The sequence below is a fragment of the Flavobacterium sp. genome (genome assembly GCF_044357305.1).
GTDB lineage: Bacteria > Bacteroidota > Bacteroidia > Flavobacteriales > Flavobacteriaceae > Flavobacterium.
Window position 1 is genome coordinate 1 of record NZ_JBIKPS010000011.1, and the last position, 23241, is coordinate 23241.

The 23241-nt window shown below is 32.3% G+C and carries 21 protein-coding genes and 1 tRNA gene; 12 read left to right on the forward strand and 10 right to left on the reverse strand.

Features of this window, described 5'->3' with window-relative positions:
- Window positions 1-566 (reverse strand): alpha/beta hydrolase (locus ACIQ2J_RS08495; protein ID WP_396168744.1); only part of this gene is annotated, 566 nt, incomplete at its 3' end.
- 48 nt (window positions 567-614) lie between these two features.
- Between ACIQ2J_RS08495 and ACIQ2J_RS08500 the strand changes: the two genes are divergently transcribed.
- Window positions 615-1019 (forward strand): TerB family tellurite resistance protein, encoded by a 405-nt coding sequence (locus tag ACIQ2J_RS08500; RefSeq protein WP_396168563.1) that lies wholly within the window; start codon window positions 615-617, stop codon window positions 1017-1019.
- A gap of 11 nt (window positions 1020-1030) precedes the next feature.
- Here the strand turns inward: ACIQ2J_RS08500 and ACIQ2J_RS08505 are convergent, their stop codons facing one another.
- The 8 genes from ACIQ2J_RS08505 to ACIQ2J_RS08540 all read right to left on the reverse strand — a co-directional run bounded on the left by ACIQ2J_RS08505 (window position 1031) and on the right by ACIQ2J_RS08540 (window position 9665).
- Window positions 1031-1918, reverse strand: a complete 888-nt coding sequence (locus ACIQ2J_RS08505; RefSeq protein ID WP_396168565.1) for a WG repeat-containing protein — start codon at window positions 1916-1918, stop codon at window positions 1031-1033.
- Between the two features lie 62 nt (window positions 1919-1980).
- Complete coding sequence (uvrB, locus tag ACIQ2J_RS08510) at window positions 1981-3969, reverse strand: excinuclease ABC subunit UvrB (protein ID WP_396168567.1); 1989 nt, start codon at window positions 3967-3969, stop codon at window positions 1981-1983.
- A gap of 42 nt (window positions 3970-4011) precedes the next feature.
- Window positions 4012-4317, reverse strand: coding sequence for a type II toxin-antitoxin system RelE/ParE family toxin (locus ACIQ2J_RS08515; RefSeq protein WP_396168569.1), 306 nt, complete (start codon window positions 4315-4317; stop codon window positions 4012-4014).
- Window positions 4302-4520, reverse strand: coding sequence for a hypothetical protein (locus tag ACIQ2J_RS08520; protein WP_396168571.1), 219 nt, complete (start codon window positions 4518-4520; stop codon window positions 4302-4304). Before ACIQ2J_RS08520 ends, ACIQ2J_RS08515 begins: the two co-directional genes overlap by 16 nt.
- 38 nt (window positions 4521-4558) lie before the next feature.
- Window positions 4559-5512, reverse strand: a complete 954-nt coding sequence (gene rlmF, locus ACIQ2J_RS08525) for a 23S rRNA (adenine(1618)-N(6))-methyltransferase RlmF (RefSeq protein WP_396168573.1) — start codon at window positions 5510-5512, stop codon at window positions 4559-4561.
- A gap of 52 nt (window positions 5513-5564) precedes the next feature.
- Window positions 5565-6227: a thiamine diphosphokinase gene (locus ACIQ2J_RS08530; RefSeq protein WP_396168575.1), complete on the reverse strand. Its 663-nt coding sequence runs from the start codon at window positions 6225-6227 to the stop codon at window positions 5565-5567.
- 248 nt (window positions 6228-6475) lie between these two features.
- Window positions 6476-7288, reverse strand: coding sequence for a DUF4249 domain-containing protein (locus ACIQ2J_RS08535; protein WP_396168577.1), 813 nt, complete (start codon window positions 7286-7288; stop codon window positions 6476-6478).
- Between the two features lie 4 nt (window positions 7289-7292).
- Entirely contained in the window at window positions 7293-9665 is a 2373-nt protein-coding gene (locus tag ACIQ2J_RS08540; RefSeq protein ID WP_396168579.1) for a carboxypeptidase-like regulatory domain-containing protein, read from the reverse strand.
- A gap of 260 nt (window positions 9666-9925) precedes the next feature.
- Between ACIQ2J_RS08540 and ACIQ2J_RS08545 the strand changes: the two genes are divergently transcribed.
- On the forward strand, window positions 9926-10510 hold the full coding sequence (locus tag ACIQ2J_RS08545; protein WP_396168582.1) for a hypothetical protein: 585 nt from the start codon (window positions 9926-9928) through the stop codon (window positions 10508-10510).
- A 214-nt stretch (window positions 10511-10724) separates the two neighbouring features.
- Window positions 10725-12401, forward strand: a complete 1677-nt coding sequence (locus ACIQ2J_RS08550) for an amino acid permease (protein ID WP_396168584.1) — start codon at window positions 10725-10727, stop codon at window positions 12399-12401.
- Window positions 12402-12503: 102 nt separating this feature from the next.
- Here ACIQ2J_RS08550 and trxB read toward each other — a convergent pair whose 3' ends face one another.
- On the reverse strand, window positions 12504-13451 hold the full coding sequence (gene trxB / locus ACIQ2J_RS08555) for a thioredoxin-disulfide reductase (RefSeq protein ID WP_396168586.1): 948 nt from the start codon (window positions 13449-13451) through the stop codon (window positions 12504-12506).
- 149 nt (window positions 13452-13600) lie between these two features.
- Here trxB and ACIQ2J_RS08560 point away from each other — a divergent pair.
- The 9 genes from ACIQ2J_RS08560 to ACIQ2J_RS08600 all read left to right on the forward strand — a co-directional run bounded on the left by ACIQ2J_RS08560 (window position 13601) and on the right by ACIQ2J_RS08600 (window position 23232).
- Window positions 13601-13675, forward strand: a tRNA-Pro gene (locus ACIQ2J_RS08560).
- A 720-nt stretch (window positions 13676-14395) separates the two neighbouring features.
- On the forward strand, window positions 14396-14962 hold the full coding sequence (locus ACIQ2J_RS08565; protein ID WP_396168589.1) for a helix-turn-helix domain-containing protein: 567 nt from the start codon (window positions 14396-14398) through the stop codon (window positions 14960-14962).
- A 4-nt stretch (window positions 14963-14966) separates the two neighbouring features.
- Window positions 14967-17789 carry a response regulator gene (locus tag ACIQ2J_RS08570; RefSeq protein ID WP_396168591.1) on the forward strand — a complete coding sequence of 941 codons (2823 nt, stop codon included), beginning with the start codon at window positions 14967-14969 and terminating at the stop codon, window positions 17787-17789.
- Window positions 17789-18226, forward strand: a complete 438-nt coding sequence (locus tag ACIQ2J_RS08575; RefSeq protein ID WP_396168594.1) for a response regulator — start codon at window positions 17789-17791, stop codon at window positions 18224-18226. The genes ACIQ2J_RS08570 and ACIQ2J_RS08575 overlap by 1 nt, the downstream gene beginning before the upstream one ends.
- A 124-nt stretch (window positions 18227-18350) precedes the next feature.
- Window positions 18351-18704 (forward strand): cupin domain-containing protein, encoded by a 354-nt coding sequence (locus tag ACIQ2J_RS08580; RefSeq protein WP_396168596.1) that lies wholly within the window; start codon window positions 18351-18353, stop codon window positions 18702-18704.
- A 43-nt stretch (window positions 18705-18747) separates the two neighbouring features.
- Window positions 18748-19308 (forward strand): helix-turn-helix domain-containing protein, encoded by a 561-nt coding sequence (locus ACIQ2J_RS08585; RefSeq protein ID WP_396168598.1) that lies wholly within the window; start codon window positions 18748-18750, stop codon window positions 19306-19308.
- Between the two features lie 175 nt (window positions 19309-19483).
- Window positions 19484-19699, forward strand: a complete 216-nt coding sequence (locus tag ACIQ2J_RS08590; protein ID WP_396168600.1) for a hypothetical protein — start codon at window positions 19484-19486, stop codon at window positions 19697-19699.
- 127 nt (window positions 19700-19826) lie between these two features.
- On the forward strand, window positions 19827-20861 hold the full coding sequence (locus tag ACIQ2J_RS08595) for a pesticidal protein Cry7Aa (protein ID WP_396168603.1): 1035 nt from the start codon (window positions 19827-19829) through the stop codon (window positions 20859-20861).
- The gene (locus tag ACIQ2J_RS08600) at window positions 20851-23232 is read left to right on the forward strand and encodes a glycosyltransferase (RefSeq protein ID WP_396168605.1); all 2382 of its coding nucleotides are present in this window, start codon (window positions 20851-20853) and stop codon (window positions 23230-23232) included. The genes ACIQ2J_RS08595 and ACIQ2J_RS08600 overlap by 11 nt, the downstream gene beginning before the upstream one ends.
- The last annotated feature ends 9 nt before the right edge of the window (window positions 23233-23241 follow it).

A 23241-nucleotide genomic window follows, 5' to 3' on the forward strand; every position in this document is an offset into this window, starting at 1 on the left:
CGGTTGAACCAAAAAGAAGGGGAGAAGCAACCAATTTTCCCGAATACTTCTGGATATTTTAAAGCGCCATAAAAAGAAACCAATCCGCCAAGGGAACTACCCCAAAGACAGGTGTTTTTAGCATTGGGTTTGGTTCTGTAGGTTTTATCTACATAAGGTTTTAGGGATTCTACTATAAATTTCAGATAGTTATCGGCGTTTCCTCCACCGTATTTTTCGTTTTTGTAAGGCGTTAATTCTTCCATACGTTTTTCTCCGCCATGCTCCATGCCAATAACAATTACTTGGCCATGAATGCTGTCTAGGGTTTCATCAACATTCCATTCGCCAACATACGAAGTTTTGGCATCCATAAGATTTTGCCCATCGTGCATGAAGATAACAGGGAATCTTTTGGTTGAAGTAGCATAATTTTCGGGCAGATATACCCAGATTTTCTTACTAGTTTTTAGTTGCGGCGCTTCTATTGAGAAAGTCGTTACGTTTTTGCAAGCGGTACTTTGCTGTGCATTGGCAAATCCAAAAAAGAGTAGAGATAAAAAAGTTATAGCAAATTTCAATTCAATAATTTTTAGAATATAAATAAAAAGAATATTTTAGCCAAAATAATCATTTTGAGTAAAACTAAAGCACAAAAGGTAAGTTTATTGCTAGACATGATTGCATTTGCAATTGTAGATGGCGAATTGCACGAGAGAGAATATAATTTTCTTTCGTTAATTGCCGTAGAATTAGGAATTGACAAAGAGGAATTCAAGCAATTATTTCATGAGGAAAATCCGAGTGAAGTGATCAAAAACGAATTTGAACGTATCCAACAATTTTATCGATTAGCCTTGTTGATGCATTGCGATGGGGTTTTACACAAGAGGGAAGAAATTAAAATTCATGAAATAGGAATTACCATGGGGCTAAATCCGTTTGCTATGAAACGTGTTTTAAAAGCAATGGAACAATCGCCAACACGAATGGTTTCTCCAGATTATTTATTGGAAGTTTTTCAAGAGCAGAGTAATTAGGGGTTATAATATTAATTTTCATACAAGTAATATTCATCTTTAAAGTTTTTTCTTTCAAATACAATAATTTCTTTTTTTAATTGAATATTGTCATAAATTGGTTCTTTAACTAAATCCCCTTTTATATTTATTAATCCAAATTTGTTTTTTTGTTTAATAATAAAGTAATTCCAATTTTGAGAAGATATAATCTCATCATATATAATTGGAATTATGGTTTCGTTTTTTGAGTTTAAAATACCATATTTATTTTCCTTTTTTATAATTTGAAATAGATTTTCACCCATTGAATAGTGCCTAACCGTTTCTATTAATTCTATTTTTTCATCCAGATTAATATTATTGTTAAAATTAAGAATGTCTATAATTTGTGTTTTATTTTTTTTTGTTGCAAATATCCTATTCTTATCAACTGTGAAAAATTTGAATTCCTCTGGTATTATGTTATTTCCATTAAAATCGTATACTCCATTAAGATTATTTTCGTTTCGTGTTATATAATAATTATCATTTTCTATAGGAAATATACTTTTATATTTTAATGGGATAATAATTTTTCCGTTAATATCACAAATTCCATTTAATGAAGTATTTTTCCAAAGTATAAATCTGTCATTTTTAAGGGGTAAAATAAATTCAAATTCTATAGGAACTAGTTCTTTATTATTTATAGAAAAAAGTCCATTTAACTTATTGTTCCGAATAATAAGTCGTTGATTTTTATATTCTATAAAATCATATTTGAAGGATATTACAATATTTTTTAGGCTATCAGTAACTCCATATTTTTCATCTTTTCTTTCAATAAATCTATTATCTGCAATCTTTGTAATAAGATTTTGCGAATAAATTAAAGTCGAAAAAAATAGATAAAATGATAATGTAATAATGTTTTTCATGATTTCTATATTTAATATTTACATTAATTTGTTGAATTATCCTAAATCAAAATAAAATACAATCAAATCTTCTCCTGCAACATTTTTATCTCATCTCTAAATTTAGCAGCCTGCATAAAATCTAAATCTTTGGCTGCTTTTTCCATGGCTTTTCGGGCTTCCTGGATTTTCTTTTCTATTTCAGGTTTGGATAGGTACAAACTTTCGGGTTCGGCTGCTTTTAAGGCTTGGTTTTCGTAGTATTGCGTAGAAACCGAGTTGTTTCCTAAAGCACTTCCCAAACTTTTATTTAAGGCTTTAGGTTCGGTGCCGTGAAGGGTGTTGTAATTAATTTGTTTTTCTCTGCGGTAGTTGGTTTCGTCAATGGTCTTTTGCATGGAAGCCGTAATTTTATCCCCATACATAATGGCTTTCCCATTAATGTTTCGTGCCGCCCGACCAACCGTTTGCGTAAGCGAACGATGACTTCTTAAAAATCCTTCTTTATCGGCATCTAAAATAGCAACTAGAGATACTTCGGGTAAGTCCAATCCTTCACGGAGTAAGTTAACTCCAATCAAAACATCAAACAATCCTTTTCGCAAATCCTGCATGATTTCCACACGCTCTAAAGTGTCTACATCACTATGAATATAGCGGCAACGGATAGAAACTTTAGTTAGATATTTGGTCAATTCTTCCGCCATTCTTTTGGTTAAAGTAGTCACCAAAACACGTTCGTCTACTTCGCATCGCAATTGAATTTCTTCAATTAAATCGTCAATTTGATTCAAACTTGGGCGTACTTCTATGACAGGATCGAGCAATCCAGTAGGTCGAATTACTTGCTCTACATAAACCCCTTCGGACTTTTGCAATTCATAATCGGCTGGGGTTGCCGATACATATATTACTTGGTTTTGCATGCTTTCAAATTCTTCAAACTTCAACGGACGGTTGTCCATTGCTGCCGGAAGTCGGAAACCATATTCGACCAAATTTTCCTTTCGGCTTCTATCGCCACCATACATGGCATGCACCTGCGAAATCGTTACGTGACTTTCATCTACTACCATCAAGAAATCATCTGGAAAATAATCCAGCAAACAGAAAGGCCTTGTGCCAGGAAGACGTCTATCTAAATAACGAGAATAATTTTCAATTCCAGAGCAATAGCCCAATTCGCGAATCATTTCTAAATCGAAATTGGTGCGTTCTTCGAGTCGTTTGGCTTCCAGATGTTTACCAATTTCCTTGAAATAATCCACTTGTTTTACCAAATCTTGTTGGATATCCCAAATGGCGGCTTGCAAAACATCTTGCGACGTCACAAACATATTGGCGGGATAAATAGTTAGGTTTTCGTATTTTTCTAATACTTGCGAAGTTCGAGCATCAAAGGCTTCTATTTCTTCAATTTCATCTCCAAAAAAATGAATTCTAAAAGGTTCATCCCCATAACTTGGAAAAATTTCTACGGTATCGCCTTTAATTCGGAAGTTTCCAGGAGTGAAATCGGCTTCGGTTCTAGAATACAAACTTTGCACCAATTGGTGTAATAATTTGGTTCTGGAAATGATTTGATTTTTTTCTACCGTAACGACGTTCTTTTGAAACTCAACTGGATTTCCAATTCCGTAAAGGCAAGAAACCGAAGAAATAACAATGATGTCCCGACGGCCCGAAAGCAATGCCGAAGTTGTGCTTAATCGGAGTTTTTCTAGTTCTTCGTTAATGGATAAATCTTTTTCTATATAGGTTCCCGTTACCGGAATGAAGGCTTCGGGTTGGTAGTAATCGTAATAGGAAACAAAATATTGTACCGAATTGTTCGGAAAAAACTGTTTGAATTCCGAATATAATTGAGCAGCCAAAGTTTTATTATGTGCTAAAACTAAGGTTGGTTTTTCTACATTTTGAATGACATTGGCAACGGTAAACGTTTTCCCCGAGCCCGTAACTCCCAATAAAGTTTGGTATTTTTCGCCATTAATAATTCCTTTTGAAAGTTTTTCAATGGCTTGTGGCTGATCGCCTGTAGGTTTGTAATCGGATACGACTTGGAATTTCATTTGGAATTTTTCGAGTTACAAAGGTTGGAATAAAAATCTTGTTTATCGATAAAATTTTGGATTTCTACTCGTATGCCTAACTCTTATTATGTAAATTATTTCAGGAGTTATTTTATAGGAAATTCTATAACTGAATTTTTCAAATGCCCTGTAATTTTCATCTTTAGGAATTCTCCTTTCATCGGTTTCAAATATTTCCCAATTTGTTTTGAGAATTTCAACAGAAGAAACAACTGAATCTATAACTTTATCAGCAATTGTGAAACTTTTTGTTTCTGTTAGTAGATAAAAATAAATTGATTCAAGTTGATTTTGAGCAGCTTCTGTCCAAACTATCTCTTTTTCCATAGAGCAATTTTATCTAAAACTTGCTTGTGTGTATTTGTATTTCCATTTCTAATATCCTCTTCCGACTTTTGTAAATCTAAATTATAGTTTTCAATATTTTCAGATTTCTCGTCCAAAACAGTATTAATGGCAGTCAAAAAGGCTTCATCATCAATTTTGGATATTTTAGAAATTAAGAGATTTTGTAATTCAACGGTACTCATAATAATAGGATTTAAAACAAATTTAATAAAAATATTAATTAGTCGATGTTAAACTTCCAATCTTTCTGTTGTTTTTCGCTCAAGAAAGTCCATGCTACAATGCGGCTAGTTTTTTGGCCTTGAGCCATTTCGATAGTTTTTATTGCAACGGCTCCAACTTTGTTTAAGGTTTTGTAAAGGCTTTTTAAATTGTCTTTTTTAGAAACTAATGTAGTAAACCAAAAGCATTGCAATGGATATTTTACACTTTCATAAATCATTTGAGTAATGAATGCAAATTCGCCACCTTCACACCAAAGTTCCGCATTTTGTCCGCCAAAATTTAAAATGGGCTTAGTAGTTCGAGTATTTTCGAGATTGTTTAGTTTTCGTATTGTTGCTTTGGTAGCCTCATCTTGTGAGGAATGAAAAGGCGGATTGCAAATTGTAAAAGCAAATTTATCTTCAGGAAGAATTATGTTTTTGAAAATATATCTTGGTTCAGTTTGTAATTGCAAACTTATAAAATCAATTAATTTAGGGTTTTCCGATATGATTTTTTTACAATTTTGAATTGCATTTTCATCAATATCCGTTCCAACAAAGCTCCAATTATAGGCAGAAAAACCAATAATTGGATAGATACAGTTGGCTCCAATGCCAATATCCAAGCCGATAATGTTTTCTCCTTCGGGGATAATTCCATTATTGGATTCGCCTAATAAATCGGCTAAATAGTGAATGTAATCGGCCCTTCCTGGAATAGGTGGGCAAAGATAATTATTAGGGATATCCCAATTGATGATGTCGTAATCCGAAATAAGTAATGCTTTGTTAAGCGCTTTTACCGCATTGGGATTACTAAAATCTATAGATTCAATTTCGTGTTCGTTCGTAAAAACAAATGCTTCCAATTCGGGGGAACTGTCAATTAATTTTTTGAAATCGTAAGAAAATCGATTTATATTTCTTGGGTGTAAGGTAGTTTTTTCGACTGTAATTTTATTCTTCATTTTATTTTTCTCTGTATCAAATGTAAGAAAAGTTACTCTTAATGCAAAGGATTTAGTCCAAACATTCCATTAATAATAAATCGCCTTCTTGATGGGTTATGGTAACGATGCCGTCTATAGTAACGTGGTTGCTGCTTCCAGTGCGGTATCCCATGGTTAGTTCTTCGTTTTGCAAAGGATAAAATAGGTTTTGGGTTGTTATTCCAGATACTTTTCCAATCGGAATTAACGAAATAGGAGTGCTAGCAGTATACCATTTTTCGAATTTATTTGGCAATAAAAATATTTTCGAATGGTCGTCTAGTATAACAATTTTAAGTTTATTTCGGTACCGAATAATATTAGTAATATTGGTTATGGTATGATCGGCTCGTTTACCAGTAGCCCAAACGATATTTACCGCCTGATGTCCTTTTTCTATAAGGTAATCTAATGCTTTTTCTAAATCGGTTTTGTCTTGGTTTGGAGTATGCACAATCTCTAACGGATACTGTTTTTCTTTGTAAATTTCGGGATTAAAATCGCGATCAAAATCTCCTAATAGTACATCCACCTTTATGTCTAATTGTAAAACGCGTTCGATGGCACTATCTAAAACTACCACAATTGGCGACCATTCAAGTAGTTGTCCTAACAATTCAAAACTACAAGAAGCCCCATTAGCAATAATTAATGCAGGTTCTTGATCGTCGCGGACTATATGGTGGGAGGACATTTTGAGGTACGAGGTTTGAAATTAGAGATACAAAGTTGAAAGTACGAAGTAAGAAATACGAGGTACGAAGTTAAAAAGATTTACGAGGTAAGAAATACGAGGTACTAAGTTAAAAAAGTGCGAAGTAAAAGATTAAAAATTAATAGGATTGTAAAAATAGCAATTTATTTGATACTATTAACTTCCTGCTTATAAACTTCATATTTCGTAACTCGTAACTCGTATTTCGTACCTCGTATTTCGTACTTTTAATTAACTATATAATTCCTCGTGTCTATTTCCGATAAATGGAAGTAACCTAAAGGATACTCGTTTTCATTGGTTTGATTTAAAATGTTTCCACGAAGGGTTGCTGGTGGAGTAGAGAAAGGGCTTCCGCCGCCACTTCCTGCAATGTTGAGTAATTTTTCCATATAATTGAAATACCGCAAAGAAATCCCTTCTAAACTAAAAAACAATTGATCTCCTGCTTTTAAATCCTCATCGGAATAAAAGCCAAACATTTGATTTCCTTGGAAAAATTCATCTTTTTGTGCTCGGTATTTTGGAGCGACTACGGTAGGGTTTTTAACGCCAATTAGATAATTATTTATTTCTGAACCATTATCTTGGAAAAAGAACTTCACCTGAATTACATCGCCTCCAAATCCTTGAACCGTGGTTTGTGCTATTGAATCAATGGTTGGAGTAGCCAAAAGTTTTTCGGTTGCAGTATAGTTTTGTCCTGCATATTGAATAGACAAAGTATAACTTTCATTAATTACCGGAATAAAATTAGTACAAATATATTCACCTGTATTAGGCGTTTCTGTAAATGTAAAAACGGTATTGGTACTATTGGTAACTAGTACCGTTGCACCTGAAACAACTGGGATTGCCGAACTATAAAAATCGGTAGTGGTGGTAAGTTTGATTTTTTGGGTAGTTCCAGAAGTTCCTTTTTGCCATAAAATGTTGGCATCAATTACTAGTTTTGGATTTGCAGTATCCAAAGGAATATCCACTATAGTTTCACAACTTGCAAATAATACGATTGCTAAAAGGTAGATTATATTTTTCATTTTTTTAGAATTTAAAGTTATAAGAAACGGCAGGAACCATTCCGAAAATGGATAATTTTATTGCTTCATTTTGCCCTGAATCTTGGTTTTGACGGAAACTAATGGATGCGGCATTTTTTCTAGCATAAAGGTTATAAATACTAAAAACCCATTCGCCTTTCCATTTTTTTGCTTCATTATGTTTTGGAGTTAAAGTCGCCGAAATGTCTAAGTGGTGGTACAACGGAAGGTTATTTTCGTTGCGCAAGCCATAACTTGGCACTGTAATTCCTTGGTAGGTGTATTGCCCATTCGGATAAGTTACGGGTTGCCCTGTTTGTAAGGTGAAATTGGCTCCAAAATTCCATTTTTTATTGTATTTATAGGAACTTGTAATGGCTAAATTGTGGGTTTTATCGTATGCAGAACGGTACCAATTTCCATTGTTAATTCCGGTTTCAGTAGCTGTTCTTCCTGGAGTTTTTTGTTCGGATCTTGAAAGGGTATAGGCAATCCAGCCACTCAGTTTTCCGGTGTTTTTTCGCAGCATGAATTCTAGACCATACGAACGCATTTCCCCGTTTAGAACTACTTGCTCGATGGCTTCATTTGCAATTAAATTCGCACCATCAATATAATCCATACGATTTTTAATTTTCTTGTAATAACTTTCTACTTCTATTGAATAGGCATCGTCTTTGAAATTGGTAAAATAACCAACTGCAAATTGATCGGCAATTTGAGGTTTTATATAACTATCACTTGGCGTCCAAACATCTAGTGGTGTTGGCGAAGCAGTATTAGAAACCAATTGTAAATATTGCACCATTCGGTTGTAACTCGCTTTTACGGATTTATTTTCTGCTAATTCACAGGCTACTGAAAAACGTGGTTCAAAATTATTGAAATTGGCCATCGATTTATTTCTGCCGTAGAATTCGGTGCCGATAGGCGTTGCTTTTTCGTAAATTTTTAAATCCGAATCGTACGTTACCGCTTGATCATTGGCATACAAGTTTTTGGTAGAACTTCCCAATCTGGAAAACATACTGTATCTAAAACCATATTCTACATTGATTTTATCGGTTACTTTTTGCTCAGCATCTACATAAATAGAAGGTTCCAACGCATATTTCTTTTCTATTTGTTTGAAATTAATGCCAGAATTAGAATTGGAAGGGTTTATAGTTCCCGGATTGAAGTCGTAATAAATAGCATTAGCACCGTAATTCAATTTGATTTTATTAGATAAATAGTATTTAAAATCGTATTTCAAATTATAATTTTTTATTCCGGAATCCCAGTTGAATCCTACAAAATCTAAATTCAAACCATAGTAATAGTCACTATAAATCATCGATAAATTAGAAAATAACTTATCGGTATACAAATGATTCCAACGCAAGTTCAAGGTAGAGTTTCCATAGGTATTGGTGAAACTTTGGTTTAAAGAAAACACATCTCTACCAAAATATCCCGAAAGGAACAAACTATTACTTTTATTGAATTTATAATTTAATTTGGTGTTCAAATCATAAAAATAAGCCGAGTTTTTATTGTTGGATAATTTCAAAAATAAATGCGCATACGATGCCCTACCGCCAATAAGAAACGATCCTTTGTCTTTTACAATAGGACCTTCGGCAAGTAATCGGCTTGAAATTAATCCGATACCTCCGTTCATGTGAAAACTATTGCTGTTTCCGTCTTTTTGATAAATATCCAAAACGGAAGAGGCTCTTCCGCCAAATCGTGCAGGAATTCCACCTTTATAAAGCTTCAAATCCTTTATTGCATCAGGGTTAAAAACCGAAAAGAATCCAAATAAATGGGAGGAATTAAAAATAGTAGCTTCGTCTAAAAGGATTAAATTTTGATCGGCACCACCTCCACGAACATTAAACCCCGATTGACCTTCGCCAGCATTTGTAACGCCCGGTAAAAACAAAATAGATTTTATAATGTCTACCTCGCCAAGAACCACAGGCATTTGCTTAATGGTTGAAATGGACAATTTATTAACGCTCATTTCGGGCTTTCGAGTGTTGGTTTTGTTTTTTTCTGAGATGACAACATCTTCTAAAACCTGACCAACTTCTATCAAACTATAGTTTTTTCGGACGTTTTGGGTGAGGGATATTTTTTCTGTAATGGTTTCATAACTTACGTAACGGATGTTTATTTCGTAATCCCCTTTGGGTAACGTTAGCGAATAAAAGCCATATTCATTGGTTGTGGTAAAAGCATTAGCTCCTTTAATGGCAATGCTTACACCAATTAGAGTTTCGTTATTTTTCTTATCCGAAACAGTGCCGCTCAAGGTAAATTTTTCTTGAGAAAAACCGCTGCTAAAGGCAAATAAAGAAAGCAGAAGTATAACTATATTTTTTAAACGCATAGTACTTAATTTAGATTTGCAAATTTGATAAAAATATATAATTTACAAAGCTATAAAAATGTTAATGTATGGTTAATAATTAAGAGGTTGTAAATAATTTTTAGATACTTTTACAATCTTTATTAGTGCCAATGAGGATTTACTTTCTAGTTATTTTTTTGTTTTATTTTTCTTTTAATGTTCAAGCACAATTTGAAGCATCTAAAAGGAAGGTAAATATTAGTGCAATTCCGGATAAGGCTCCTAAACAGAAAGCTAAAGTGTCTGACAAATTACCTAAATCAATTTTTCCTGATTTTAAATTTGAAAGTCATATATTAAAAAAACCAGACGATAAATTCCTTAAAGGTTTACCGGAGATTCCTAAAGTAGGGGAGGTTCAAAACCCAAAATCGTATGCTTTAAAAAATCCTGCTGAAGATTATACCGAGAAGTTTAACCAACAACTGAAGGAAGATGGTATTCGCCCGGAGTTGTTTAACAGGGATATGAATTTAGGGCAATTTGTAGTCTATACCCCCAAGATAAATTTAAATTCCCGAGATTATGGTGCTATTGATGGCGATATTGTTCGGGTTTGGGTTAATGGGAAAATTGATACTAATCGAATTTATTTGGATGCTAAATTCCAAGAAATTGTTTTAGATTTGGATAAAGGTGTTAATGTTATAGAAATTGAAGCTCTTAATTATGGTGAATTATCTCCAAATACCGGCCAGTTTACCTTTTATGATGAAAACAAAGAGTTTGTTACGAATCAATATTGGAATTTAGGAATTGGCTTTAAAGCCAGGATATTGATAGAATATAAAGATAAATTTTTAAAAAAGATAGACGAAAAATAAAATTTCATTTCATTTCACCAGTTTTTTAATAATTAATAAATTACATGATAATGAAAAATTAGTGACCTAAAAAATTATAGAAATCAAGGTCAAAATTTCGAAATAAATCCCCATTGATTGCAACTCAAACTTACCTCTTTATATTTTTTTTAAAGCAACTATTATTGTATTATATTTGTTTTTTCATAATTTTTTACAAAACAATTTATAATACATGAATTTTTCCAATTTATTTCGAAAAAAATCTACTAAAGTTATCCTTCAAGAAGGCGGAGATGGTGAACACTCTGGCTTAAATAAAGTCTTAACCGTTAAAGACTTAACCTTTTTCGGAATAGCAGCTATAATAGGTGGTGGCACTTTTAGTGCCATTGGTAATGCTTGTTTTTCTGGTGGTCCTGCAGTTGTCATATTGTATATTATGTGTGCTATTGCATGCGGATTTACTGCTATGTGTTATGCCGAATTTGCTTCTCGAGTTCCGGTTTCTGGGAGTGCTTATACGTATGCCTATGTTTCTTTTGGTGAAATTTTTGCATGGATTATTGGTTGGGCATTAATTATGGAATATTCGATAGGAAATATTTATATTGCTTTTTCATGGAGCGGTTATTTCACTAATTTACTTGATACTTTTGGACTTCATTTGCCGGAATGGTTAACAATAAATTACAAATCGGCGCAAGATGCGGTTATTGCCAATAAAGGAACTGAAGGTCTGATGGCCTGGAAAAATGCGCCCATTTTTGGCGGATTAAAAATAATTTTTGATTTACCAGCTGTGGTAATTAATCTATTAATTACTTATTTGGTGTATCGTGGTACCAAAGAATCAAAAAACTTTAGTAATGTAATGGTTTATATTAAGTTAGCCATTATTGCTTTAGTAATTGTGGTTGGTGCTTTTTATATTGATATTGACAATTGGACACCATTTATGCCCAACGGTTTTAGTGGCGTAATGGGAGGTGTTTCGGCGGTTTTCTTTGCCTACATAGGTTTTGATGCGGTTTCAACTTTGGCAGAAGAAAGTAAGAACCCGCAACGCGATTTACCAAAAGGAATGATTTATTCGTTGGTAATTTGTACCATTGTTTTCATTGTTTTAGCATTAGTAATTACCGGAATGGTCTCTTATCAATTACTTGGAGTAAGTGATCCATTGGCAGAAATTTTTGCTTTAAAAGGAGTTAAATGGATGTTGTTTATTGTATCAATAGCAGCTGTTGTAGCTATGACCAGTGTTTTATTGGTTTTTCAAATGGGGCAACCTAGAATTTGGATGACCATGAGCCGAGACGGGTTGATGCCAAAGAAATTTTCAGAAATTCATCCAAAATATAAAACCCCTGGATTTGCTACAATTGTAACCGGTTTGGTTGTTGGAATTCCAATATTTTTCACCGATGAAAACTTTGTATTAGACTTTACATCCATAGGAACTTTATTTGCTTTTGTATTGGTTTGTGGAGGTGTTTTAATGCTTTCGCCTCAAAGTGAATCGGAACTTGCAGAGAGAGCCACCAAAGGAAAGTTCAGAATTCCTTATGTTAATTCTAAGTATATTTTTCCGTTATTAGTTATTATTGGAACCGGATTAACATTAAAATATTTACCAACTTTTTTCACTGATATTTTTGATTTTTCGGATGGTAAAATGGCTACTAATCTACCAATGTTAGTTTTTTTACTAGTTTGTTTAGTTATGATGGTTGTATCTTTTATCAAAAATTTATCTCTAATTCCGCTTCTAGGACTGGTATCTTGTTGTTATTTACTAACAGGAATGGCAGTTTCTAACTGGATGTGGTTTGGTTGTTGGCTGGTAATTGGATTAATAATTTATTTTGCTTATAGCTTTAAGAATAGTAAGTTAAATACATCTGATTAGTTCAAAAGACTTAAAATTCTAAATAGGTTTAATAAAAGAATCCTTCAAAATTTAAATTATTTTGAAGGATTTTTTTGTTCTAAATCGAATAAGGAAAATAAATTATTCTTTGCTTGCCAAATATCTTTCGGCATCCAAAGCAGCCATACAACCCGTTCCAGCTGCAGTAATTGCTTGGCGATATACATGATCGGCGGCATCACCACCTACAAATACACCATCAACATTCGTTTTAGAAGTTCCAGGAATGCTTACTATATATCCAGTTTCGTCTAGGGTGATAAAGTCTTTAAAGATATCGGTGTTTGGTTTGTGTCCAATTGCTACGAAAAATCCAGTAGCAGGAATTTCATTAGTATCTCCCGTGGTTCTATTTTTTACACGAACAGCAGTTACCACTTGTCCATCTCCTAAAACTTCATCAGTTTCAGTGTTTAATAAAATTTCAATATTTTCAGTTTTTCTAACGCGTTCTGCCATGATTTTAGAAGCTCTGAATTGTTCACTTCTTACTAACATAGTAACTTTTTTACAAAGTTTAGAAAGGTAATGCGCTTCCTCACAAGCCGAATCTCCAGCTCCAACAATTACAACTTCTTGATTTCTATAGAAAAATCCGTCGCAAACAGCACATGCAGATACACCACCACCCATTTTTAAATAATGTTGTTCCGAATCCAATCCTAAATATTTTGCAGAGGCACCAGTCGAAATAATAACCGTTTCGCAATGCAATTCTTTGGTGTCATTAATCCAAACTTTATGAATTGGTCCAGAAAAATCTACTTTAGTAGCCCATCCATCTCGTACATCGGTACCAAAACGTTGTGCTTGTAGTTGTAAATTGATCATCATTTCGGGTCCAGTAATTCCTTCAGGATTTCCAGGCCAGTTTTCTACCTCATTGGTTGTTGTTAATTGTCCGCCAGGCTGTGTGCCTTGGTACAAAACCGGATTCATATTGGCTCTTGAAGCATATATTGCAGCGGTATAACCAGCAGGACCAGAGCCTATAATAAGACATTTTATTTTTTCAATTGTTTCAGACATAACTTCATTTATTAATTAATGCAAAGGTAAGTTTTTATTAAAATATATTCCTAAAAATGCGATTATAAATATCACTATAAAATAAATTGAATTAATAGTTGAAAACATTTTGAGAACCGATTTATTGTGTCTATATTTGCACTCGCTTTCGGGGTGTAGCGTAGCCCGGTTATCGCGCCTGCTTTGGGAGCAGGAGGCCGCAGGTTCGAATCCTGCCACCCCGACAAAAGTCTTTTCATTTTTTTGAAAAGACTTTTTTTTGTATGAAGATTCTAAGAGTAAATTTGGATAAATCCCAAAACCTGTGTGAAGACAATAATTTGGGAGAGTATGTCGACGTTTTTTTATTTAACTACAATCTTACACGAGCTTAGCGAACTGGCGAAGCAAAAGATTGGAGTTTTTTTGTTAGGTACGGCGTGTTCGTTCGGATGGTAGGGACAGGTCGCGATCTGTCCGTACTTTGGGATGAATAGGATTCGCTATTATTTATTCTAAATTTCTAGTAAAATTCTTTTCGTGTTGCGTGAGGGATGGAAGCGGCATCCTTTGCTTTTTATTGCGAGGTCACGAGCAAAAAAGCAAAGATACAGCGGACAGCCCGACCCGAAGGGGCACGCCATATTGATTATGATTTTGACCTTTCTTAAATAAAATTAACAATTGTTTATTTTTCGGCGTTTTGTAATTCAACCTTTCTTTTAGACTATCTTTAAACAATTACTACCTATAGAAATTTGTTGTTTCTATTTTTTCTTAAAATCTATATTTTTTCTTAAATTGATTTTAACGTTATTTCCGATTGTTTTAAAATAACAAAGGTTGAAAAAAACATGGGATTTATGTAACTTTTTTATGAATTTATGCAATTACTAATGCGTTACTAGTTACAACTTTGTCTCTTGTAATATTAATTTTCAAAATGGACATAAATCAATATTTATATGAAGTTATTTATCAAGTACATGGTAAGCACTCGTTGCAAAATGGTTGTGAAAGAAGAGCTTAAAAAAATTGGACTTCATTTTGTTTTTGTCGATTTAGGTGAAGTAGAAATTATGGAAGACCTCTCTGATGACCAAAGAGCGCTTTTAAGAAAAGGATTACTTAATTCTGGATTGGAATTGATGGAGGATAAAAAAGCAATTTTAATAGAAAAAATTAAAAACGTAATTATTGAAATGGTGCATTATTCTGAGGATATTCCGAAAGTAAATTATTCCGATTTTATTAGTGAAAAACTGAACCATGATTATACCTATTTATCGAATATTTTCTCGGAAGTAAAAGGAATGACCATCCAACAATTCATAATAAATCACAAAATTGAGCGTGCTAAAGAATTGCTTCTTTATGACGAATACAATTTGACCGAGATTTCCTACAAGTTGAATTATAGTAGTGTAGCTCATTTATCGAATCAATTTAAAAAAGTGACTGGTTTAACACCATCCCATTTTAAAAAATTAAAAGAAAAACGAAGAAACCCGATAGAAGAAATAGGAGACTAATGTTATGAAGAATATACAAAATCAATATGCACGAAGCTTAATTGAGGCGAGTACATTTCCTGTGGTAGCCTTGAATAGTGAAGGGAAAATAACCGATTTGAATCAAGGTACTATTAATGTTACTGGATTGAAAAGAGAAGAACTTATTAATTCTAATTTCTCTGATTATTTTAAGGATCCAAATAAAGCGATTGAAGTTTATCTAAATATTTTCGATAAAGAGGTTATTGAAGATTTATATATGACAATGCAACATTGTAATGGTACCCTGACAGACGTATTAATTAGCAGTTTTATTTTAAAAGATAATACAGGAGCTATACATGGTGTATTGATTATAGCAAGAGAGGTTGAAAAACAAAAGTGGGCGATCGATTTACGAATTGCTAACAAAGAGCTTGCTTTTCAAAATAAAGAGAAGGAAAAGCGTGCCAAAGAACTTCGGATTGCGAATAAAGAGCTTGCTTTTCAGAATAATGAAAAGGAAAAACGTGCCAATGAACTTCGGGTAGCAAATATTGAACTTGCATTTCAGAATGATGAAAAGGAAAAACGTGCCAATGAATTACTTATTGCTAATAAAGAACTTGCATTTCAGAATAATGAAAAGGAAAAACGTGCCAATGAATTACTAATTGCTAACAAAGAACTTGCTTTTCAAAATGAAGAAAAAGAGAAACGCGCTAATGAGCTATTAATAGCTAATAAAGAACTTGCTTTTCAAACAGGAGAGAAAAAACATAGAGCAGATGAATTGCATATTGCAGATATTGAACTTAACTTTCAAAACGTTGAAAAGGCAAAACGAGTTGCTGAAAGTAATGCACTTCTAGCTAATAATTTTTCCTTAAAATTGGCCTCTCAATATTCGTTAAGTTTAATTGAAGCCAGTCGTGACCCTTTATTTACCATTAGTTTGGATGGTAAAATTATGGATACCAACCAAGCCTCAGTAAGAGTTACGGATGTTTCAAAAGAAAATTTAATAGGATCGGATTTTATTCAATATTTCACCGATCCTGAATTAGCTAAAAAAGGATGTGAAGAAGTATTCTCAAAAGAATTTATTGTAGATTTTCCACTAATATTAATTGATGGCCAACTAACTAATGTATTGTTTAATGGTTCTGTTTTTAAAGATGTAGAAGGTAAAGTAATTGGTGCTGTGTTGGTAGCTAGAGATATTACTGAATTAAAAAGAGCTCAAAATGAGTTAATAGAAGCCAAATTATTCGCGGAATTAGCAACAGAAATAGCCGAAAAAGCATTAATAAAAGCAGAAGATGCTACCCGATTAGCTATCGATTCTGTAAAGGCGAAACAACAGTTTTTGTCTAACATGAGTCATGAAATACGAACTCCAATGAATGCTATTATTGGATTTACCAAAGTGATTTTAAAAACAGAATTAACAGCTAAACAGCAAGAATATTTACAAGCTATAAAAACTAGCGGCGATGCATTGATAGTATTAATAAACGATATTTTAGATTTAGCTAAAGTAGATTCTGGCAAAATGTCCTTTGAAAAAGTACCCTTCAAAATGGCTAAATCTATAGCAGCAATGTTGCACCTATTTGAGATTAAAAGCCAAGAAAAAAATATACAATTAATAAAAGAATACGACCTATTAATTCCTGAAATTGTTATTGGTGATCCAGTTCGACTAAATCAGATTATTTTAAATTTAGTGAGCAATGCGGTAAAGTTTACCATGCGTGGTAAAATAATTGTTAGCGTTAAATTGGTAGAAGAAACGGATCAAGATGTAGTAATTCATTTTTCAGTTTCCGATACAGGAATTGGTATTAAAGAAACAAAAATTGAAAGTATTTTTGAAAATTTCCAGCAGGCCTCCAGCGGAACCTCTAGAATATATGGAGGTACCGGCTTGGGTCTTGCAATTGTAAAGCAATTGGTAGAAGCTCAAGGCGGAATTATAAATGTGATAAGTGTTATAAACGAAGGTTCCAATTTTAGTTTTAATTTAACTTTTCAAAAAACAAATAAAAATGTGGAAGTAGTAGAAGAGTTTCTTCCTTTAGAAACCGATTTAAAGGATATTAATGTTTTGGTTGTTGAGGATATAGCTTTAAATCAGCTATTAATGCGCACCTTGTTAGACGATTTTGGTTTTAATTGTGATATTGCTGCCAATGGAAAAATCGCAATTGAAAAATTCCAACTGCAAGAATATGATATTGTTTTGATGGATTTACAAATGCCTATTATGAACGGATTTGAAGCAACGGAATACATAAGAAACACCTTGCATTCTAAAATTCCAATTATTGCATTAACTGCCGATGTTACTACAGTAGATTTAGAAAAATGCAAAGCAGTAGGAATGAATGATTATGTTTCTAAACCAGTTGACGAACGTTTATTGTATAATAAAATTATTGGTATTTTAAAGAAAACAGGTTCTCGTAATCTTGGGTTTGTTGTTCCTAAATCAAAAGAAATAACTAGATGCATCAATTTGAATTATCTAATGCAACGAACAAAATCAAATCCTAAATTAATGTCGGAAATGATTACCCTATATCTTGAACAAACGCCTCCTTTAATAGAAAGTATGCGAACAAGTTACGATCAAAAAGATTGGGAAACCCTATACTCTTCGGTCCACAAAATGATACCATCTTTTTCTATTGTTGGAATTAATCATGATTTTGAAATTATGGCCAAAAAACTTCAAGATTTCGCCAATATGCAGTCGGAAGTAGATTCGATTCCCGATATGGTTTTTCAATTAGAAAATATTTGTTTTCAAGCCTGTAGAGAATTAGAAGAAGAATTAATTATTATAAAAAATTTAAACTAATGCAAACTGAAAAAAAAATAAAACTTTTCCTTGTAGATGATGATGCCTTATTTCTAAAATCGTTAGAAATTGAGTTTCTAGATCCTGCCGATTTTGACATACATACTTTTGCTACAGGTGAATTGTGCCTAGAAAATCTTAAAGAAAATCCAGATATTGTTATTTTAGATTTTCACCTTAACGGTATAAATAAAAGTGCAATTAATGGATTGGAAACGCTAGATAAAATAAAAAGTTTTAACGAATCTATAATTGTTATTATGCTTTCTTCACAAGATAAAATAGATGTGGCAATTAAATGCATGCACCATAAAGCAACCGATTATGTTGTTAAAAGTGAGACGGCATTTTTTAGATTAAAACAAATTGTCACAAATGTGCTTCATTCTCAAAAGATTGAAAAAACACTGCACTGGTATGTGAATAAAATGGGATAGATTAGCTTAATAAAAATGTGTGATTTATGTAACTTTTTTGTGTAATTATGTAACCTGCATGAACTAATTTAAATCACCTTTGTTTGACTATCTATTTATACAATGAATAATTACCAATACAAACATGAAAAATAATATTGACATTGCCGAACTCGAGAAAGGTAAAGTCCACATTGTAGTTGAAATTATTGAATATATGGCTAATGCTATAGTCAGTAAAACTATAATTAAAAAAACAACTGGTAACGTTACTGTTTCCTCTTTTGATGCTGGTGAAGAATTAGACGAAAAAATATCCCCATTTGATACTTACATACAAATAATTGATGGTGTTGCAGAATTGAGTATCAATGATAAAAAATACAAATTAAAACTTGGTGACGGCATAATTATTCCAGCACATTCTAAACACCATTTTAATGCCAACGAGCAATTTAAAATGATTTCTACTGTAATAAAAAGTGGATATGAAGATTAAATAATCAACTAAAATTAATAAGTGTAATTCATATTCCTGCTATATGGTACTCTACATAAAATACATGGTTAGTCTTCGTTGTAAAATGCTTGTTAAAGAAGAACTTAAAAAATTAGGTTTACACTATGTCATTGTAGATTTAGGAATGGTTGAGATTTTGGAAGATATATCTGCCGAAAAATTCCAAGATTTAAAAAATAATTTAGCTCTTTCTGGATTAGAACTATTAGATGATAAAAAATCAGTTTTAATTGAAAAAATTAAAAATGTAATTATTGAAATGGTTCACTACACAGATGAAATTCCTAAAGTAAATTATTCCGATTATATAGCCGAAAAACTACACCACGACTATACTTATTTATCCAATATTTTTTCAGAAGTTAAAGGAACAACAATTCAACAATATATTATTGTACATAAAATTGAAAGAGTAAAAGAATTACTATTGTATGGCGAATTGAATCTAACGGAAATTTCTTACATGCTCAACTACAGTAGTGTAGCTCATCTTTCCAACCAATTTAAAAAAATAACAGGACTTTCTCCTACCTTTTTTAAAAAATTAAAACAAAAACGACATCAGAATTTAGAAAACATTTAATAATTCTTTCTTTCAGAATACTAAAAAGCACTATTTAACTATAGTGCTTTTTTTATTCTTAAATATTTGAAAATGTGAGATATGTGTAATATTTTAATTTTAGCTTGTAAGAAATTACGTGTTAAGTCATCGCATCTTTGTGGTGTAGGAAATCAATAACAAAATACCTTATACTATGGAAGCAAATAGCAATAAAAATAGTGAAGCGTTCAACATTTCGGGAGGTAGAAATAACAAATCCAATTCGATAAACGACAAATTTTCTCATATAACAGAAACCAATTTGAAATTGGAACAAGAGAAAGAAGAACAATGGACTATAAGTAATGATTTACGTGTCTATAAAAATTTGGAAGAAGTGAAAAGTAACAAAAAAAAATACAACCTGTAACAGTAAACAATTGATTTGATTATGTGGGCAACGTAGAATTTACGTGATACTACGAATACATGTAAGAATCAATTAAAGCGCAGAAACTGAAAAGCCTGCGCTTTTTTATTTAATAAAATCAATAGTTATGATAAAAGTTAAAAAAGAAGGTGTTATTCTTAAAAAAAGTGATTTAGCATTTGAAAATGATAGTGTTTTAAATCCAGGGATTTTTCAAGATGGAAACACCATTCACATGTTGTATAGAGCAGTTAGAAATGGTAATTATTCTACTATTGGATATTGCAAATTAGAGGGGCCATTAACAATAGTGGATCGAAACTACACACCGCTAATTATTCCTTATTCTGAGGATGCTAGTAAAGGAATTGAAGATCCTAGAATTGTAATGATTGAAGGGGTTTATTACATTACCTATACGGCTTACAATGGCATAAATGCCCTTGGTGCTTTAGTGAAATCGCCAGATTTAATAACTTTTGAACGTAAAGGAATTATTGTTCCAAAGTTTACTTTTGACGAATTCAAGATTTTAGCAGAATGCAATAATTTGGTTAATCCTAAATATTTTAGACACGTTCGACACTTTGAACCCAATGAAGAAGTGTATTTGTGGGATAAAGATTTACTTTTTTTTCCAAGGAAGATTGACGGAAAATTTGCCTTTTTACATAGAATACGTCCTGGAATTCAGTTGGTAATGGTTACAAGTTTAGAAGAACTCACTAAAGAATATTGGAACCACTATTTTCTGCATTTCGACCAACATATTGTAATGGACCCAGTGGGAATAAACCACGAATCAAGTTATATAGGAGCAGGTGCACCACCAATTGAGACTGAATTGGGATGGCTACTTATTTATCATGGAGTTTATGACACTCCCAATGGTTATGTTTATTCAGCAGCTGCAGCATTGCTAGATATTAATGATCCTACCAAAGTTATTGCTCGTTTAGTAGATCCTTTATTTGTTCCAGAATATGAATACGAATTAAATGGTGTAGTCAACAATGTTGTTTTCCCTACAGGAACTGCTTTGTTTGACGATACATTATACATTTATTATGGTGCTGCAGACAAATGTATTGCATGTGCATCAGTAAGTTTAAAAGAGTTATTAAATGAATTACTTCTAAATAAAATCAATTATGAAAACTAATATATTCCCTATTTTAAGCAACAGTTTAATTGTTTATAAAGAAGCAATTAAGAACATTTCAAATTTAAACTTCACCAATTCTGATGAAATTCAGAAAAAGATAGTTCCATTTCAAAATAATGAATTGCCTGAGGTTTTATTTATTTCATCCTACCCTCCAAGAGAATGTGACATTGCTACTTATACGCAAGATTTAAAAAATGCGATTCAAGAAAAATTCGGACATAGTATGTCATTAAAAGTATGCGCACTTGAAGCTAATGAATCTAATTTTATATATCCTGCTGAAGTGAAATATATTTTGCAAACACAAGAAGAAGATCAATATGTTTTATTATCAAAAAAAATAAATGCGGATAAAAACATTAAAATGATTTTCTTACAACATGAGTTTGGCTTGTTTGGCGGAGAATATGGTGCCTATTTATTGAAATTCATGACCCATTTGAAAAGATCTATTTCTACTACTTTTCATACCGTATTGCCAAATCCAAACAAGCAACTTAAAAAAGTCGTTCGAAAAATTGTTGATTGTTCCGATTTTGTTATAGTAATGACCAATACATCTGCTTCTATTTTGAAAAGAGATTATGGCATAGCTGAAAGAAAAATAAAGGTCATATCACATGGAACTCATTTAGTACCTGCTTTAACTGAAAATAAAAAGGAGTCCCGAATTCATTTGGGAGATAGAATAGTACTTTCCACTTTTGGATTATTGAATGAAGGAAAAAGTATTGAAACTGCTTTGGAGGCATTACCAGAAATAATTAGTCATTTTCCAAATGTTATATACCTGATAATAGGAAAAACACATCCTGAAGTAAAAAAACGAGATGGTGAAAAATACCGTGATTTTTTATACGATAAAGTAAATAAATTGAATCTTCAAAATAATGTTCGATTCATTAATAGATACTTATCATTAGATGAGTTGGTGGCACAATTGCAACGTACGGATATTTATTTATTCACCTCCAAAGACCCTAATCAGGCAGTGAGCGGAACTCTCGCTTATGCTATGGCTTGTGGATGTCCAGTTATTTCAACCCCCATTCCACACGCTAAAGAATTTCTAGATGGAGCTGGCTTTAATTTTGATTTTCAAAATTCAAAACAATTGGCTACGGCAACTATAAAATTGTTATACAACCCTGAATTGTTAGATGGAATGCGTCTTAATGCTTTGCATAAAATTAACCCTACAGCTTGGCAAAATTCGGCTATTGCTCATCTTGAATTTTCTCAAAATAGTATTAAAAAAAATAGCATTTCATTAAAATATGAAATTCCAAAAATAACACTGGATCACATATTAAATATGACTACTAGTAGAGGGATGATTCAGTTTTCTTCCATAGCTACTCCAGATTTGAACTCAGGATATACCCTAGATGACAATGCTCGAGCTTTAATTGCAATTTCTAAACATTATGCGTTAACTGGCAATAGTAACGATGTTAATTTAATTAAAATTTATTTAGATTTTATACTTTTTTGTCAGCAAGATAACGGCGATTTTATAAATTATGTAGACATAGCTGGTAATTATATGTCCAAAAACTGGGATGAAAATTTAGAAGATTCGAATGGAAGAGCTATATGGGCTTTGGGTGAATTGCTATCTCATGAAGCACTTTTAAATCAACAACAAATTGAAAAAGCTAAAATTGCTTTAGAAAAATCATTACAAATCATTGCAAAATTTCAATCGCCAAGAGCAATTGCATTCTCAATTAAGGGATTGTATTATTATAATTTAAATAAAAAATCACCCCGAATAGAAAGATTAATAACCTCTCTCGCAGATAATTTAGTTTCCAAATACAGAGGTGTTTCAGAAAAAAACTGGAATTGGTATGAAAATTATTTAACTTATGCTAATAGCGTTTTACCCGAAGCAATGCTCTATGCCTCGATGAGCACAGGAAGTGAATTGTATATAAAAATTGCTAAAACTTCTTTTGACTTTTTACTTTCAATTATTTTTCAAAACAACCAAATTAAGGTAGTTTCTAATAAAGGATGGCACTTGAAAGACAAAGCAGTTAATCATTTTGGTGAACAACCGATTGATGTAGCCTACACTATTTTAGCTTTAAATACATTTTATAAAATATTTAATGAACAAGATTATTTGGATAAAATGAATACTGCTTTTGATTGGTTTTTGGGCAAAAATCATTTGAATCAAATTATATATAACCCCAAAACAGGAGGATGTTATGATGGTCTAGAAAAATACCATGTTAATCTTAATCAAGGAGCAGAATCTACCATAAGTTATTTATTGGCTCGCCTTGTTTTTGAAGAGATTGAAAATTCAAAAGTAGAAATACAGCTTTATGATGATGTTCTGGAAACTGCTTAAATAAATCTT